The following is a 16,980-nucleotide window of genomic DNA, read 5'->3' on the forward strand; positions in this document are numbered from 1 at the left end:
CCATGACCAACAAACTTGACGGTGGAATTACTCCGAACGGTGAGGGTTTTGACGGCGTAGAACTCAACATTCTCGGCCAGACCTATTACCCCAAGGCATGGTGCGAAAGCACGTTCGCTTTTGAGACAAATTCCATGCCCGGTCAGTTCGTTCCTGTTCATATTCACCCGACCCAGGACGAATTTATTCTCGTCCAGGAAGGCGAACTCGACCTCAAGCTCGACGGGAAATGGACCAAGGCGCGGGCAGGTGATCTCGTGCGCATGCCGATGGGTGTTCCGCATGGCTATTTCAACAAGTCGGAAAGCCCGTGCCGTGCACTTTTCTGGGTGTCCCCGGCAGGCAGGCTCAAGGAACTTTTCGACGAGCTGCACGAGATGACGGACGTGGAAGCTGTCGTGCGTGTCTCGGCAGAACACGATGTGGACTTTCTCCCGCCGGAAGCCAACGACTAGGCCAGGCACAGGAAGTCTCAACGTTTCAACAGCGCCGGAACCTCCCGATCCCAACCGATCGGAAGCACAAGGTTCTGGCGCGACAGGCAGCCGACAAGGAGCACACATCGATCATGGCCGGTGCACTCTCGCCTTCCGCGCATGTGGATACTTTCGCGCGCGACAACCTTCCGCCCGAAGACCAGTGGCCGGAATTTCTGCTCGATGGTTTTGACTATCCGGATCGGCTCAATGCAGCCGTCGAATTGACCGACAGGATGGTTGAAAAGGGCTTCGGCGACCACACGGCGCTCATCGGCAACGGCAGACGGCGGACCTACAAGGAACTTGCCGACTGGACCAACCGCCTGGCTCACGCTCTCACCGAAGACCTTGGTGTCAAGCCCGGAAACCGCGTTCTGATCCGATCCGCCAACAATCCCGCGATGGTTGCCTGCTGGCTGGCGGCGACCAAAGCCGGGGCTGTCGTCATCAATACCATGCCGATGCTGCGTGCAGGAGAGCTGTCCAAGATCGTCGACAAGGCGGAGGTCGAATTTGCCCTCTGCGATACGCGTCTGATGGACGAACTCGTTGCCTGTGCCAAGACATCCGACTTTCTGAAGAAAGTCATCAGCTTTGACGGAACCTCCAATCACGACGCGGAACTGGATCGCCTGGCCCTGGAAAAGCCGGTCGGGTACGAAGCCGTTGCAACGGGAAGCGACGACGTCGCCCTGTTGGGCTTCACCTCAGGATCAACCGGAACGCCAAAAGCGACCATGCATTTCCACAGGGACCTGCTGATCATCGCTGATGGCTATGCCAAGGAAGTTCTCGGCGTAACGCCCGACGACATCTTCATCGGCTCACCACCCCTCGCCTTCACATTCGGTCTTGGCGGTCTTGCCGTCTTTCCGCTGCGTTTCGGCGCAGCGGCAACGCTTCTGGAAAGCGCCACGCCGCCCAACATGATCGAGATAATCCAGAAATACAAAGCAACGGTCTGTTTTACCGCGCCGACGGCCTACCGCGTCATGCTTCAGGCAATGGAGGACGGGGCGGATCTCTCGTCGCTGCGTGCCGCCGTTTCCGCAGGCGAGACCTTGCCGGCGCCCGTCTACGACGCCTGGATGCAAAAGACCGGCAAGCCGATGCTCGACGGTATCGGTGCAACGGAAATGTTGCATATTTTCGTTTCCAATCGCTTCGACGATCATAAACCAGCCTGTACCGGTAAGCCGGTGAGCGGTTACGAGGTCAGGGTTCTGGGTGCCGACGGGGAACCTGTCGCGGCTGGAGAAACCGGACGCCTTGCCGTACGCGGCCCGACTGGCTGTCGCTACCTGGCAGACGCGCGGCAGCGAGATTATGTGGTCGACGGCTGGAACATCACCGGCGACAGCTTTTCAATGAGCGAAGACGGCCATCTCCACTTTGCAGCCCGGAACGACGACATGATCATCTCTTCCGGTTACAACATCGCCGGACCGGAAGTGGAGGCAGCCCTCCTGTCCCATCCGTCGGTTCAGGAATGCGCTGTGATCGGCGTCCCTGACGAAAGCCGTGGTGCCATTGTGGAGGCACATGTGGTTTTGATCGACGGTGCTGATCCGACCGATGACACCCGCAAATCCTTGCAGGATCACGTGAAGGCGACCATTGCGCCCTACAAGTACCCCCGGTCGATCGTCTTCTCCGACATCTTGCCGAAAACCGAAACCGGAAAAATCCAGCGCTTCCGGCTAAGGCAGGAGCCTTAGCGACAAGAACTCACAGGTGAAGCCGAGTTAGAGTTTCGCTGACATTACCAGGGTCGCCTTGAACGGCAGAATATCAACCAGGGAATAACTTTCATCATGCCATCGAAACTCATTCAGCCTGAGGGCTGGGCACCTGCCAGGGGATATGCAAACGGAATGCTGACCAGCGGGAAAACCCTGCATATCGGCGGGCAGATTGGCTGGACCAGGGACCAGGTGTTCGAGTCCCGTGACTTCATTGGTCAGATGGAACAGACACTCGCGAATATCGCCGAAATCGTCAGGGAAGCCGGTGGAGAGGTCACGGACATTGTTCGACTGACCTGGTTCATCACTGACAAGCGGGAATATCTCGCCCGCCAAAAGGAAGTCGGCCAGGCGTACCGGCGGGTCTTCGGCAGGCATTTTCCTGCCATGTCTGTCGTGGTGGTTGCCGGTCTGATCGAAGACGACGCACTGATCGAAATCGAGGCAACTGCACAGATCGATTGAACCGGCGTCCGGCTCAGGCCTGCGTTATTGTCCCCAGTATTTCCGAAACGCTGGCTCGCATCGCCGGCATGGTCGATTTCAGGATCGCCAGCCGGTCAAAAATCTCTGGCTGCTCTTCGAGCGTCTGCCTCAGCGACGCTCCGAAGGACTGGCGGAGTTCCGTGCCGAGATTGAACTTGCAGACCCGGGTCTGACGCGCAAGACGTCGGCGGATTTCCGGCGGGATGCCGCTCCCCCCATGGAGCACCAACGGTTTTGACGTCACATCTTCGATGGATTTCAGGACCTCGAAATCAATTCCGTCCGTTTTTTCAGTCTGCAGATGCACGTTGCCAACCGAGACCGCAATCGCATCGGCGCCGCTCTCGCGGTCGAAGCGCCCGGCCTCAAGGGGGTCGGTGAAGGCCGAGGCCGCACCGTCCGCATAGCCGACATAGCCAACTTCTCCTTCCACCGAAACGCCTGCGGCATGTGCTTCTTCTGCAAGGCCCGCCGTAAGGTCGATATTCTCGGAAATCGGCAGTTTGGACCCATCGAACATCACCGAGGTGAAGCCGTGATCGATACCACTTCTGCACTCATCGACCGTATAGCCGTGATCCAGATGGCAGACGACCGGCACACGCGCCTGATCGGCAAGATAACGGATCATCTTTCCGATGACGGGAACGGGTGTGTGCGCCCTGCATCCGGGACCGGCCTGCAGGATGATGGCGCACCCGGCTTCCTCGGCAGCTTCGACAAAGGCGACCGCATCCTCCCAGCCGAGCACGACAAGCCCGGCAATGGCGTAACGACCGTGTATCGCCGGCTCAAGCACGTCGGCGAGCGTTGCTGCTGTCATTTGAACTTCGCGATCATGTCCTTGATGCCGGGGATGGTTTCGATCTGCCAGGCGTGATCCGGCTGGAAGAACTGCACAAGCGAACGCTGCGACAGACCGCCCAGAATCGTGAAATAGTACATCTGGTATCCGGGTGCGACGACACACGGATGGTAGCCTTTGTCCAGAACGATCGTGGATCCGTCGACGATATGATAGGCATCACCGACTTCGCCATCCTCTCGCTGGACCAGTTGCATGCCGAAGCCGTTTTTGGGCCGGAACCTGAAATTGTAGGTTTCGTCATGACGGCTCTCTTCCGGCAAACGGTCGGTGTCATGCTTGTGCGGCGGGAACCCGGACCATCCCCCCTCCCCAACCGTGAACAGTTCGGAGACGAGCAGCCGCCCGACCTTGTCGTGAAACTTCGTTCCAAGGATATGCTTGATCTTGCGATGGGTTTTGGTGTCGTCAGATCCGTATTGAACAAGATCGATATCTGCAGCCCGGACATCAAAGGGATCGAGCACCTTGTCGTATTTGGCACCGGCGATGAAAACTTCCGCGTCATCGCTTACACAGACGAACCGCGCTTTCGCGCCGCTGGGGACATAGACCCCCTCCGGTTCCCCGTCCCAGACGTCGACACCTCGATTGCCGATTGCAGCAAAAGCAACACCTTCAACATCGACATCCACGCTTCCGGTCGCAGGAACGACTGCGGTTTCGTATCCCGGCACGGTATATTCGAAAGCCTGGCCGCGGCTCAGTTTGACGATATTGAAGTAGTTCAGCGGAACCCGGCTGTCCTCGACATCGACGATCGCCTTGTTTTCATTGTCATAGGGAGGAAAGTGCATCTGTGTGTCTCCTCAGGACTGTGGGGCTGAGTGATTGGAAAGAAATACGCCAAGTTCGGCAGGCGTCGGCATCGCGGGCGCACATCCGAATTTTGATACGACCATTGCGGCGGCGGCCGATCCTCTGAGAACGGCGTCTTCAAGGGAAAGTTCTGCGGCAAGCGACGCCATGAGCGAGGCCATGAACGCATCTCCCGCCCCCATCGGCTTGATCGCATCAACGGCAAAGATCCCGGTTTCAAACGAACGGCCCGGGGAAAAGGCGATCGACCCGCGCTCACCCATCTTGTAGATCGTGGTCTTGTCGGACGATCCCAGTTTGCCGGCAAGTTTCAGCCCGTCCTCGTGCGTTCCATTGGCAACGACGGCAAACTCGTCATCGTTGCCAACCACAACATCCGCGGCTTCGATCGCCGCCCGGTAGATCTCGGCAGCTTCCTTTGCGCTTGGCCAGGAATACGGCCGGTAGTCAAGGTCGATCACCACCAGCGCACCGGCGGCGCGCGCGCGTTCCATTGCCATGAGCGTTGCCTCCCGGGACGGGCTTGCGGCAAGCGCCGTACCTGTCAGTACCAATGAATCGAATGCCTCGAAAGCAACACCGAGAACCTGGTCTTCGCTCAGCAGAAGATCGGAGGCATTATTGCGATACAGGGTGTTTTGTGTGTTCTCGATCCGGGTTTCCGTCACCGCAAGCGACGTGCGCGATTCACCCGACAGAACCCGGACATGCTCAGTCCCGATACCGTAGTCTTTCAGCTGGTTGAGGACAAAGCGGCCGATGGAGTCGTCGGAAACACACGTCAGAAGACTGACCGACAAGCCGTGCCGGGCGATTCCCGCGGCAATATTGCCGGAAGACCCTCCAAGTGCTGTTGTAAACCGCGTTGCGCGCTCTGCCTCCGCGCCCGGCGGGTCGGCATAGAAATCCATCCCGGCCCGGCCGAGAACCAGAAACTTTGAGCGCGAAGTGAGAGAGGCCGGCAAGGTTACACGCCCTTTCTTTGAGGAGCGCGACCGGCTTCCCAATCCTCGTGTGCCTTGCGCACGCGCTCGCTGTTCGTGACCTGCGGTGTTCCGACTTCCCACCAGGTATGGCCTTCCTGGGTCCAGCCTTCGAAGGCATCCACCTTCAACGAAATGACATAGGTCCGGTCGGACTGCCGCGCCCTGCCGAAAGCATCCTGGAGGTCCGCGATCGAATGCACTGTCTCGGCATTCGCCCCCATCGCCCTTGCATGAGATTCGAAGTCGACTGCGAACGGTTCGACGGCCAGTTTGCAGTCGGCAATCAGGTTGTTGTAGGACTCGTTACCGGTATTGTTCTGCAACTTGTTGATGACGGCAAAACCGCCATTGTCGCAGACAACGACAATCATCTTCGCCCCCGAAAGGACGGACGAATAGATGTCGGAATTGAGCAGCATGTAAGAACCGTCACCGACAAAGATGATGGTTTCCCGGTCGGGATTTTTTTCCATCTGGCCAAGTCTTGCACCCCAGCCTCCGGCAATTTCGTAACCCATGCAGGAAAAGCCGAATTCGACGTCAACGCTGCCGGTGGATTTCGTGCGCCAGTTGGCGGTCACTTCGGCCGGCAGTCCTCCTGCAGCCGCAACGACCCGGTCTTCGGCATGGCATATGTCGTTTATCGCCCCGATCACCTGGGCATAGGACAACGGCCGGTTGCTTCCGTCTTTGGTTACCGGGGAGGTGTTGTCTTCCAGGTAGACCGACCAATCGGCCCGTTCCTTCGCAGCCTGTTCCAGCCAGCCCGATGGTGACACATAGGAGCCGAGCACATCGGAAAGCGCGGGCAAGGTAAGTTTCGCATCGCCGACAACCGGTGTGGACAGGTGCTTTGCAGCGTCATGTCGTCCCACATTCACCGTGACAATCTGCGCGTCTTCGGCAAAGGCCGTCCAGGACCCCGTGGTAAAGTCCTGTAACCGCGTCCCAACAGCCAGAATGACATCGGCATCCTTTGCCAGGTTGTTGGCGGAATTCGATCCCGTGACGCCAATCGGCCCGCAATTCAGATCGTCTGAATGAACGAGGTTGGCGCGACCCGCTATCGTCTCGACAACGGGGATCCGGTGCCGATGCGCAAAGTCCGTCATCTCCGCAGTCGCAAGTGAATATTGAACGCCTCCACCGGCGATGATCAATGGACGTTCTGCTGTTTTCAGCGCGTCCGCTGCAACATGCAGCTCCCGTTCATCGGGCATTTGCCGCCGCAGGTAATGGGTTTTGGCTTCAAAGAATCTTTCAGGGTAGTCGTAAGCCCATCCCTGGACATCCTGAGGCAGGCCCAGGAACACGGGGCCGCAATCAGCCGGATCGACCAGTGTATTGATGGCAGCCGGCAACGACTGCAGCAACTGGGCTGGATGGGTAATCCGGTCCCAGTATCTCGTCACGCTCTTGAACGCATCATTCACCGAAAGGCCCGGATTGTTGGTATGTTCGACCTGCTGCAGAACCGGATCCGGCAAACGCGTCACAAAGGCATCGCCTGCCAGCATCAGGAGCGGCAACCGGTTCGTATGCGCAATCCCGGCCGACGTCAGCAGGTTTGTGGTCCCGGGGCCTGCGGACGATGTCGCGAACATGAAGCGCCGGCGCAGCTGCTGCTTGGCATACCCGACGGCGGCCATGGCCATCGACTGCTCGTTCTGACCGCGCCAAAGCGGCAATTCCTCTTTGTGTTCGTAAAGCGCTTCGCCGAGGCAGGTCACGTTGCCATGCCCGAAAATACCAAAACCTCCAGCGCAAAACCTGATTTTCTGGCCGTCTATCTCGACAAACTGTGCAGCAAGATAGCGAACAAGAGCCTGCGCCATCGTCAGGCGTACCGTCTTCTGGACCATAGGCCTCAACACCTCCCGGAACGGATATTTTGTTTGCGGTCCTGGGGACCCTTGACTGTGGAAGCTAATGGGTGTTTAGCTGTTTTGCAAGCGGTTGCAAAAATGGATCAAAAACGAATGGAAAAGCGCGAGATCGGCATCGGCATCATCGGCGGTGGCTACATGGGCAAAGCTCATGCTGTTGCCATGCATTCCGTCGGCGCCGTGTTCGACACGAAATTGCGGCCCGTGCTGGAAATGGTTTGCACGACCACAGTGGACGGCGCGGCGGCAAAGGCACGCGAACTCGGTTTCAAGCGCTCAACCGCGGACTGGCGGGAACTGGTCACCGACCCCGGGGTCGAAGCGGTGGTAATCGCCTCGCCCCAGGGCACCCATCTTGAGATCGCAACAACCGCGTTCGAACTCGGGAAACCGGTGTTTTGCGAAAAACCGCTCGGACAGGATCTCCAGCAAAGCCGCGATATGACAGCCGCAGCGAAGGTTTCGGGCTGCGTCAACATGGTTGGCTTCAACTATATCCGCACACCGGCTTCGCAGCTCGCACGAGAAATCATCGAAGCGGGCGAGATCGGCGACATCACCTACCTGCGCGGCGAACACACCGAAGATTTCTTTGCGGATCCGAACTTGCCGGGAACGTGGCGCGCGCAAGGCCGCGCCAACGGCAACATGGGAGATCTGGCACCACACATCATCAACGGCACACAGGCGCTCGCAGGCCCCATCGAACGCGTGCTCGCCGAAATCGATACTGTCGTGAAGGAACGGCCTTCCGGTCAGGGCATGACACCCGTTACCAATGACGATCAGGCACAACTCATGTGCCGGTTCGCTTCCGGAGCCCTCGGAGCCCTCTACATCAGCCGCACCGCCTGGGGCCGCAAGATGGGTTATGCCTACGAAATCTTCGGCACGAAGGGCTCCATTCGTTTCGACCAGGAAGATCAGAACGCGCTTTGGCTGTATGAAGGCGGCCAAAACCCTGCAAGGGAGGGTTTCCGGAAAATTCTGACCGGGCCGCATCACCCGGACTATGTCAATTTTTGTCTTGGTCCCGGTCATGGCACCGGTTACCAGGACCAGATCATTATCGAGGCAAAGGACTTCCTGACCGCCATCGAAACAGGACAGAACATCTGGCCCTCCTTTGAGGACGGGCTTTACGTAAACCAGGTCATCGAGGCGGCCTGGAAATCACACGAATCCAAAAGCTGGATTAAACTCGACGACGTCTAGGCAATACAGGCTGCCTGACCGTCATTTCTGGATGACTCACATGACAATCAAGATCGGAAATGCGCCCTGTTCCTGGGGTGTTGAATTCGCTGATGATCCGCGCAATCCCTCATGGCAGACGGTACTGGACCAATGCCGGGATGCCGGGTACCGGGGCATAGAACTCGGTCCGGTCGGCTTCATGCCGGAAGATCCGGCAATACTGGGTGCTGCCCTGGAAGAACGGGATCTTGAGCTGATCGGCGGCGTCGTGTTCCGCCCCTTTCACGACCCTTCGAAGTGGGATGATGTGAAGGATGGTGCCGTGCGCACCTGTGAAGCGCTCAAGGCACATGGCGCGCGGCACCTTGTGCTGATCGATTCCATTTCACCGCGCCGTGCTCCAACGGCAGGCCGGCCGTCGGAAGCCGAAAAGATGTCGGCGTCTGAATGGGTCGACTATCGCACCAGGATCCACGACATTGCAAAGATGGGTACTGAAGAATACGGCCTTGTGACCGCAATCCATCCGCATGCGGGCGGGTTTATGGACTTCGAGGACGAGATCGAGCGTCTGCTTGAGGAGGTCGACAGTTCCCTTCTGAAGATCTGCCTTGATACGGGACACAGCCTTTACGCAGATTTCGATCCCCTCGCGTTCATGGAACGCCACATGGACCGGATTTCCTACATGCATTTCAAGGACATCGACCCAAAGGTCCGAAGCGAGACTGTCGCCAATCGAACCGATTTCTACGAGGCCTGCGGCAACGGAATTTTCTGTAACCTGGGCAAGGGCGCGGTCGACTTTCCTGCCGTCAAGGCAAAGCTGGAAGCAGCCGGCTTCGAGGGCTGGTGCACGGTTGAGCAGGACTGCGATCCCGAACAGGCCCAGTCGCCGCTGGATGATGCGCGCGAAAATCGGTCTTATCTTCACTCTATCGGTTTTGAGGTCGCGTCATGACCAGGCTCAAATGGGGAATGATCGGCGGTGGCGAAGGCTCGCAAATCGGCCCGGCTCACCGCATCAGCGCGTCTCTCGACGGGCATTTTCAACTGACCGCCGCAGCACTCGACATTGATCCGGAACGGGGCAAATCCTACGCGGTGCAACTGGGTGTCGCCGAGGACCGAGCCTATGGAAACTGGCAGGAAATGCTGGCAGGTGAGCGAGACAGGCCGGATCGGCTCGATCTGGTGACCATCGCCACACCCAATGCGACTCACTTCGAAATCTCCCGCGCGTTTCTGGAAGCCGGCTTTCACGTTCTTTGCGAAAAGCCATTGACGATGACCGCTGACGAGGCCGAGCAGATCGTCGCGATCACCAGCGAGACCGGCAGGATCTGCGCGGTGAACTATGGTTACAGCGGCTATCCCCTTGTGCGGCAGATGCGGGCCATGGTCGCCGAAGGTGAACTTGGCAGGATCCGCCTGATCAAGGCGGAATTCGCTCATGGATTCCATGCGGACGCGGAAGAGGCGGACAATCCGCGGATTCGCTGGCGGTACGATCCCGAGCAGGCAGGGACCTCTGCCGTCTTCGCGGACGCAGGCATTCACGCCTTCCACATGGCTTGTTTCGTCGCCGGTCAGACGCCGACCGAGCTCTCCGCCGATTTTGCTTCCATGGTCGGCGACCGGCAGTTGGAAGACGACGCCATGATCAATATCCGGCTGTCGGACGGTGCGCTTTGCCGACTCTGGACCAGCGCTATCGCGGTCGGCCGGATGCACGGCCTGACCCTTCAGGTTTTTGGTGAAAAAGGTGGGCTTTCCTGGCAGCAGCAACACCCTGAACAGCTGCACTGGACGCCGTTGAACGGTCGAACCCAGATTCTGGAACGCGGGGATGCTGCATTGTCGCCTCAGGCAGTCCGGGCTTCCAGAATCCCGATTGGTCACGCAGAAGGCATGCCGGTTGCCTTCGCCAACATCTATCACGACCTGGCTGAGGTATTGAGGGCGAAAAAACTAGGAATTGCCGCCGATCCTCTTGCGCTGGATTACCCAACCGCCCTGGACGGACTATGGTCCATGCGCGCGATCGAGGCCGCGGCAAAGTCTGCAAAATCCGGAGGTGCCTGGGTAGGCATGTAGGCACTGATGCGCAGTCGCCCCGCGGCGGCTGCGCCCTTATGGATCGGTGACCGGCCGCAATGACCCACGGTCGATCACCGAACAGGGAAACAGTCTGATTTCGGGACTTCTGCCGGGGTTTTCGACCATGCCCACCACGAGTTCGACCGAACTCATGATGATGTCGCGAATCGGCTGCCTGATGGTGGTGAGTGAATAGGAGTCCCAGCTGGCCATTCCGATATCGTTGAAGCCCAGAAAACCGATGTCTTCCGGTATCGACTGGCCTGCGGCGCGGGCGGCGTCCATTGCCCCCATGCAGATAAGGTCGTCACCGCAAAAAACGGCCTCTACACGCCTGTCATCGAGAACCTCGCGCATCGCGTCGCGGCCGGCCTGGTATGTATAGTTTTCCGCGTAACTGATCTTTGCGACGTCCAGGCCGAGTTTTCTGGCAGTCTGCACAAATCCGGTCGAGCGGTCCTGTGTCGATGTCGCGCTTTCAGGTCCGCCGAGCAGCGCGACGGTTTTGTAGCCACGTTCGGCAAAGGTCTGCGCCGCCATCGCGCCGCAATATTCATTGTCGATGCCAACCACATGGACATTCGCATTTGCCTGGAATTTGCCGAATGTATGGATCACAGGTATCCCGGCAGTCTGAAATGCAGTGGCAAAGCTGGTCGGCAACGTGGATGTCGCGACGATGACGCCGTCGACACTGTATTGACGAAGAAGCTCGACGATTTTCCTCGGTGACGTTTCGCCGGAAAGGTTGACCAGCAGGGGCCGCAGTTCCCGTTTCTGCAACTCACTCGTGAACAGGTCGAAAACGTCAAGAAACGCAGGATTTTGGAAATTGTTGGCAACAAGTCCGATCAGCTTGGTTCGGTTTGTTGCAAGGCTTCTTGCAATGAGCGACGGCCTGTAGCCGAGCGTTTTTGCTGCCTTCTCCACTTTTTCGCGTGTGCGCGCGGACACGCTGGCACCGTCGGTGAAAGTGCGCGAGACCGCCGAACGGGAAACGCCTGCGAGTTCTGCGACTTCCTTTAATGTAACCGCCAAGTCCCTTGCCCAACCAAATCAGCCACCAATTCCTCCGAAACTACACGAAAGCCCAACCTCGTCAATTTTTTTGCAACCGGTTGCAAAATTCTCTGGATTGTGTTTGTTTGATCTGAGGCACGCTTCCAAGTGAAGGAAGTGCGACTTTGTGCCTGTAATTTTGGGAGGAACGGATGAAGAAGACATTGTTTGCGATGGCTGCAGCAGCTGTTGCATTTACGGGTTTGTCGACACCGGCTTTGGCTGAAGGGGAGCGTTTTGTTCTTGTCAGCCATGCGCCTGACAGCGACAGTTGGTGGAACACGATCAAGAACGGTCTGGCTCTTGCGGGTGAGCAGGTTGGTGCGGAGGTTGAGTATCGCAATCCGCCGACGGGTGACATTGCCGACATGGCGCGGATCATCGAGCAGACGGCGGCGTCCAACCCTGACGGCATCATCACCACGCTTGCCGATCCTGATGTTCTGAGCGGCCCGATCCAGAATGCGGTTGCCAAGGGCATTCCGGTGATCATCATCAACTCCGGCACGCCCGAGCAGGCCGCCGAGGTTGGCGCGCTGATGTATGTCGGCCAGCCGGAATATGATGCCGGTCTGGCGGCTGGACAGCGCGCCAAGCGGGATGGTGTTGGTTCGTTCCTGTGTGTGAACCACGTTGTATCGAACCCGGTTGTCGGCGAGCGCTGCCGCGGTTTTGCCGACGGTCTTGGTGTTGATCTTGGCGACAGCATGATCGACAGCGGCCAGGATCCGGCCGAGATCAAGAACAAGGTCAAGGCGTATCTGTCTGCCAATCCGGACGTGGACGCGATCCTGACCCTCGGCCCGACCTCTGCGGACCCGACCATCGGCGCTCTTCAGGACATCGGCAAGGCCGGCGAGATCTATTTCGGCACGTTCGATCTGGGCACCGAGATCGTCAAGGGCATCAAGGACGGCACCATTCAGTGGGGCATTGACCAGCAGCCTTTCCTGCAGGCCTACCTGCCGGTGATCGTTCTTGCGAACTACCAGCGTTTTGGGGTTCTGCCGGGCAACAACATCAACTCCGGCCCGGGCTTCATCACCAAGGATGCCCTTGCCAAGGTTGAAGAGTTTGCCGGCGAGTATCGCTAGGAGCGTCTTGTGACCGCCGCGTGGCGGTCACCTGGAGAGGCGGTACGCTGCCTCTCCCTTCAGGGCACGGACCCGAACCGGAACGACCGCGTTTGCAGGTCCGTTTCCTGGGACAGCACACAAGAGACCGGGCTGGCGCTGTCCCGCCTTGTCGACCAACCCAGGACATAAAGGTCTTGCGGCAGGGCCGCAGTGAAGCGGCCGGCCACACGGCACGCAGGAGGAAATCCATGGCTGAGTCCCAACCGACCGCCGCGCCTCAAAAGGATGAACGCGTCCGCGAGATGTCATCCTTGCGCAAGGCCCTGATCCGTCCCGAGCTGGGCGCGATCTGCGGCACAATACTCGTTTTCGTGTTCTTTCTCAGTATTGCCAGCGACAGCGGCATGTTCGCGCCTGAAGGCATTTTCAACTGGGGCACGGTTTCCGCCCAGTTCGCCATCATCGCCGTCGGCGCCTGTCTGTTGATGATCGCGGGCGAGTTCGACCTGTCCGTCGGATCGATGATCGGCTTTTCCGGCATCATCATTGCCCTGATGAGCGTCCAGTGGGGCTTTCCCACCTGGTTTGCCATTCTGGTCGCCTTTGCCCTGGCGCTGGCCATCGGCGCCCTCAACGGCTATCTGGTGGTCAAGACCGGCCTGCCCTCCTTCATCGTCACCCTGGCCTTTTTGTACATCCTGCGCGGCCTGACGATCTTCATTGCCATTGCCACCACCCGCAAGACCATCATCGGCGGCGTCAAGGATGCGGCCGAGGGCGATCCCATCGCCTGGCTCTTCGGCGGCAAGGTCTTCAACTGGCTGTTCGTCTGGCTGGCCGATCTGGGCGTGGTCGGCAAGTTCGTTGCCGGTCCCAAGGCCGGACAGCCGGTGGTCGAGGGCATTCCGATGCTGATGATCTGGGCCCTGATCCTGATCATCTTCGGTCATTTCCTGTTGACCCGCACCAAGTTCGGCAACTGGATCTTCGCCTCCGGCGGCGATGCCCAGGCGGCCCGCTATGTCGGTGTGCCGGTCAACCGGGTCAAGATCTCGATGTTCATGTTCACCGCCTTCTGCGCCACCATCTTCGCCACCTGCCAGGTGATGGAGTTCGGCTCTGCGGCCGCCGACCGCGGTCTGCTCAAGGAATTCGAGGCCATCATCTCCGTCGTCATCGGAGGGGCACTGCTGACCGGCGGCTACGGCTCGGTCATCGGCGCCGCGCTCGGCGCCCTCATCTTCGGTGTCGTCCAGCAGGGTCTGTTCTTTGCCGGCGTCGAGAGCTCGCTCTTCCGCGTCTTCCTCGGCGTGATCCTGCTGCTCGCGGTGATCCTCAACACCTATATCCGCCGCATGATCACGGGAGAACGTTGACATGAGCGATGCACTGATCGAACTCGTCGACATCCAGAAGCACTTCGGCCCGGTCATCGCCCTCAACGGGGTCACCGTGTCGGTCAAGGCCGGAGAGTGCCACTGCCTTCTGGGCGACAACGGCGCGGGCAAGTCGACCTTCATCAAGACCATGTCCGGTGTCCACAAGCCGACCCATGGCAAGATCCTGATCGAAGGCAGGGAAGTAAACTTCGAAAGCCCCCGCGATGCCATGACCGCCGGCATCGCCACGGTCTACCAGGACCTGGCGATGATCCCGCTGATGTCGGTCACGCGCAACTTCTGGATGGGACGCGAGCCGGAAAAGCGCATCGGCCCGCTCAAGTTCTTCGACTTCACCAGGGCCAACCAGGTCACCATGAGCGAGATGGCCAAGATGGGCATTCATCTGCGCTCGCCAGACCAGGCCGTCGGCACCCTGTCGGGCGGAGAACGCCAGACCGTCGCCATCTCAAGGGCGGTCTATTTCGGCGCAAAGGTCCTCATCCTCGACGAACCGACCTCCGCCCTCGGCGTCAGACAGACATCAAACGTGCTCGCCACAATCGACAAGGTCCGCAAAAAGGGCATCGGCGTTGTCTTCATCACACACAACGTGCGCCACGCAATGGCCGTCGGGGACCGGTTTACGGTCCTGAACCGGGGAAAAACCCTCGGCACAGCAGAACGCGGAAACATACAGGCCGAGGAACTGCAGGAACTCATGGCTGGCGGTCAGGAACTCGCTCAACTCGAAGGTTCTCTCGGCGGAACTGTCTGAGTGAAGAATAATTGACGGGATAAAGTCGTGAAAAAACTCGCCAGGTGCATTCAGCAGCCGAATGCACCTGGTTTGTTTGCCGGTCGAAAGCTCCGGATAACCCGGACCGCCCCTCATTACGCCATCGGAATGGTCAGAACGAACAGTGTGCCCTTGTTCTTCTCCGAGGCGCAGGAAAGCTGCATGCCGTTGTCACGCGAAAGTTCATAGCACACGGACAGCCCCAGACCGTGGCCCTCGGAATTGTCTCCCTTCCGATAGGCTTCGGCATATTCGGCAATCTCCCCGGCATCCATTCCCGCACCGGTATCGAGCACGCACAGATTCAGCATGTTCCCCTGAGCCCGGACCCCGAAGAGGACCTTCCCGGCCTCGGTATACTTCACCGCATTCGAGACAAGGTTGCTGACGATCCGCATCACGATGAGCGGCGGAACCACGACCCGTTTGCTGGACGGAACACGCCTGAGATCGACACCTTTGGAAACTGCTTCCTCGTTGAACATCTGAAACACTGTGTCGAGGACAAGGGAAATCTCATAGATCTCGGCGGCAGGACTGGACGTGTTTTCCACACGGTCCTCTTCTGTCACCTTGTCCTCTTCTGTTGTCCCCTCTTCTTCGCTCGGCCCCGGTGCCTCGGGCGTGGTCTGCCGCAGATAATCATTGGACAGTGCCTCGATATAGTCGAAGGCTTCCTTCAACCGGCCACGAACCTCGGGATCCATGTTGGTAGCAAGACTGTCGACATTCATCCGCAGTGACATGATCGGTTGCTTGAGATCGTGTGAAGCCGTCGCAAGTTGCCTTTGACGCAGGCTTGCAAGCTCCCGGGAGCGCGAATAGTTCCGCTCGGCGACCAGCAGCTCCTGGCTGCGCCTGGCCTCGGCCTCGAGTGCGGAAAGTTCTGCCTGCACGGCCTTGGAGTGCTGTCTGCGAAGATTGATGATATGCGCCGTCAGACCGGTCATCGTGGCAACAAGAAGAACCGAGAAGACGCCTTTGACGGCAGTCGAGACCGGAATGATTTCGGCACGGCTTCCTGCGACCAGAAGCACAACAAGCACCACACCAAGCAAAAACCCCACGATCGAAATCAGCGTGCTCGTGACGTGGATCTCTCCATTGTTTCTCCGCCAGATCCCGCTTGCAACGAACATTGCCGCAAACATCACGACCAGCAGCACATAACTGAACAATGCCGTGTAGGGTCCTGGCGAAAAAAACGAAACGCCATATCCGAATACGGAAACCAGGCTGAGCAGGGTTAGCGCAATGGAGAACCGTGTTTCTCCGGCCTCGGTCCTGACGGACCGGCCGCAAATGACAAACCCGATACCGGAAAGCGCAAAAAGCAGGAAGAAGCCCACGGCAGACTGCAGCCCAGGGCTGTCCGGGTAAAAGAAACGGAACCAGATGCCGTCAATATAGGCGATCAGGGCAAGGCCGATACTGAACTGAATGGCGTAAAGCATCCCGATCCAGTTTTTCATGGCCAGGTGAAAACCGAAGAAAAATACAAGGCTGGATATACAAAAGGCATAAAAGGCCGTGTGCGTTATGCCGGAGGCGAAAGCGGATCGTTCAAGTTCGGCCGGTGTTTCAAGCGCCATGCGAAAGGACTGAAACGGACCGAACTTGAAGTTCACCAGCAATGTGACGGTTTCCTGCGGTGCGATCTCGACAACCGGTGTTCTGAGCCGTGTGACGGAGTGATCTTCACCGACGAAAGGCTCAAAGATCGAATAGTTGATCAGGCCCTCCGTAAAACCGCTTTCCCTGATGAGATAGGCATCCACTTCACTGACGAGGGGAAGATCGACCACGAGTACGAACGGATCGGACCCGCGACCGTCATCAATCGTGTCGTTGAAGATTTCCACACCTGCCCATGCTTCGGGAGCATAATTCCATTCCAGCATGGTCGTATCCAGATCGCGTCCGAATCCCCCTGCCCGATACAGCTTCAGAACCTCGCCAAGCGACTTCGAAGGATCGGCGTGATAGGTCAGACTCGCCTTCAGATCAGCAGCGCCGCGCCCTGGTTCGAGGAAAACAGTCTCCGCCCGGCTGCCGGCCAGCATCATCAGACAAAAAAGAAGACTGAAACCAAGACGAAGCAAAC

The 16,980-nt window shown here is 58.5% G+C and carries 15 protein-coding genes; 9 read left to right on the top strand and 6 right to left on the bottom strand.

Features of this window, described 5'->3' with window-relative positions:
- Positions 1-2 precede the first annotated feature (2 nt).
- The 3 genes from ACO6TI_RS31585 (at position 3) to ACO6TI_RS31595 (ending at position 2,689) form a co-directional block, all read left to right on the top strand.
- A complete protein-coding gene (locus ACO6TI_RS31585) occupies positions 3-455 on the top strand; it encodes a cupin domain-containing protein (RefSeq protein ID WP_104700947.1) in 453 nt (150 codons plus the stop codon).
- Positions 456-568: 113 nt separating this feature from the next.
- Positions 569-2,197 carry an AMP-binding protein gene (locus ACO6TI_RS31590; RefSeq protein WP_104700946.1) on the top strand — a complete coding sequence of 543 codons (1,629 nt, stop codon included), beginning with the start codon at positions 569-571 and terminating at the stop codon, positions 2,195-2,197.
- Between the two features lie 96 nt (positions 2,198-2,293).
- Positions 2,294-2,689, top strand: coding sequence for a RidA family protein (locus tag ACO6TI_RS31595; RefSeq protein WP_055113406.1), 396 nt, complete (start codon positions 2,294-2,296; stop codon positions 2,687-2,689).
- 13 nt (positions 2,690-2,702) lie between these two features.
- Here the strand turns inward: ACO6TI_RS31595 and ACO6TI_RS31600 are convergent, their stop codons facing one another.
- Genes ACO6TI_RS31600 through iolD form a run of 4 tightly spaced genes read right to left on the bottom strand, consistent with a single transcriptional unit; the run spans position 2,703 to position 7,242 of the window.
- Positions 2,703-3,533, bottom strand: a complete 831-nt coding sequence (locus ACO6TI_RS31600) for a class II fructose-bisphosphate aldolase (RefSeq protein WP_055113408.1) — start codon at positions 3,531-3,533, stop codon at positions 2,703-2,705.
- Positions 3,530-4,372, bottom strand: coding sequence for a 5-deoxy-glucuronate isomerase (locus ACO6TI_RS31605; RefSeq protein ID WP_055113409.1), 843 nt, complete (start codon positions 4,370-4,372; stop codon positions 3,530-3,532). The genes ACO6TI_RS31600 and ACO6TI_RS31605 overlap by 4 nt, the downstream gene beginning before the upstream one ends.
- Before the next feature lie 12 nt (positions 4,373-4,384).
- Complete coding sequence (gene iolC, locus ACO6TI_RS31610; protein ID WP_350183606.1) at positions 4,385-5,359, bottom strand: 5-dehydro-2-deoxygluconokinase; 975 nt, start codon at positions 5,357-5,359, stop codon at positions 4,385-4,387.
- Positions 5,360-5,361: 2 nt separating this feature from the next.
- Positions 5,362-7,242, bottom strand: coding sequence for a 3D-(3,5/4)-trihydroxycyclohexane-1,2-dione acylhydrolase (decyclizing) (gene iolD / locus ACO6TI_RS31615; protein WP_422384081.1), 1,881 nt, complete (start codon positions 7,240-7,242; stop codon positions 5,362-5,364).
- A 102-nt stretch (positions 7,243-7,344) separates the two neighbouring features.
- Between iolD and ACO6TI_RS31620 the strand changes: the two genes are divergently transcribed.
- The 3 genes from ACO6TI_RS31620 to ACO6TI_RS31630 are packed head-to-tail and all read left to right on the top strand — an operon-like array spanning position 7,345 to position 10,560.
- Entirely contained in the window at positions 7,345-8,481 is a 1,137-nt protein-coding gene (locus tag ACO6TI_RS31620) for a Gfo/Idh/MocA family protein (protein WP_082442644.1), read from the top strand.
- A gap of 40 nt (positions 8,482-8,521) precedes the next feature.
- Entirely contained in the window at positions 8,522-9,424 is a 903-nt protein-coding gene (locus ACO6TI_RS31625; RefSeq protein ID WP_055114241.1) for a TIM barrel protein, read from the top strand.
- Complete coding sequence (locus tag ACO6TI_RS31630) at positions 9,421-10,560, top strand: Gfo/Idh/MocA family protein (protein ID WP_282046974.1); 1,140 nt, start codon at positions 9,421-9,423, stop codon at positions 10,558-10,560. Before ACO6TI_RS31625 ends, ACO6TI_RS31630 begins: the two co-directional genes overlap by 4 nt.
- Before the next feature lie 36 nt (positions 10,561-10,596).
- Here ACO6TI_RS31630 and ACO6TI_RS31635 read toward each other — a convergent pair whose 3' ends face one another.
- Entirely contained in the window at positions 10,597-11,601 is a 1,005-nt protein-coding gene (locus ACO6TI_RS31635) for a LacI family DNA-binding transcriptional regulator (protein WP_196879487.1), read from the bottom strand.
- A gap of 173 nt (positions 11,602-11,774) precedes the next feature.
- Between ACO6TI_RS31635 and ACO6TI_RS31640 the strand changes: the two genes are divergently transcribed.
- The 3 genes from ACO6TI_RS31640 (at position 11,775) to ACO6TI_RS31650 (ending at position 14,855) form a co-directional block, all read left to right on the top strand.
- Complete coding sequence (locus ACO6TI_RS31640; RefSeq protein ID WP_055113422.1) at positions 11,775-12,716, top strand: sugar ABC transporter substrate-binding protein; 942 nt, start codon at positions 11,775-11,777, stop codon at positions 12,714-12,716.
- Positions 12,717-12,946: 230 nt separating this feature from the next.
- Entirely contained in the window at positions 12,947-14,074 is a 1,128-nt protein-coding gene (locus ACO6TI_RS31645; protein WP_055113424.1) for an ABC transporter permease, read from the top strand.
- A gap of 1 nt (position 14,075) precedes the next feature.
- A complete protein-coding gene (locus ACO6TI_RS31650; protein WP_055113425.1) occupies positions 14,076-14,855 on the top strand; it encodes an ATP-binding cassette domain-containing protein in 780 nt (259 codons plus the stop codon).
- Positions 14,856-14,971: 116 nt separating this feature from the next.
- On the opposite strand, the gene ACO6TI_RS31655 is transcribed toward ACO6TI_RS31650, so the two are convergent.
- Complete coding sequence (locus ACO6TI_RS31655) at positions 14,972-16,978, bottom strand: ATP-binding protein (protein ID WP_422384082.1); 2,007 nt, start codon at positions 16,976-16,978, stop codon at positions 14,972-14,974.
- Between the last annotated feature and the right edge of the window lie 2 nt (positions 16,979-16,980).

The sequence above is a fragment of the Roseibium album genome (assembly GCF_965233825.1).
GTDB lineage: Bacteria > Pseudomonadota > Alphaproteobacteria > Rhizobiales > Stappiaceae > Roseibium > Roseibium album.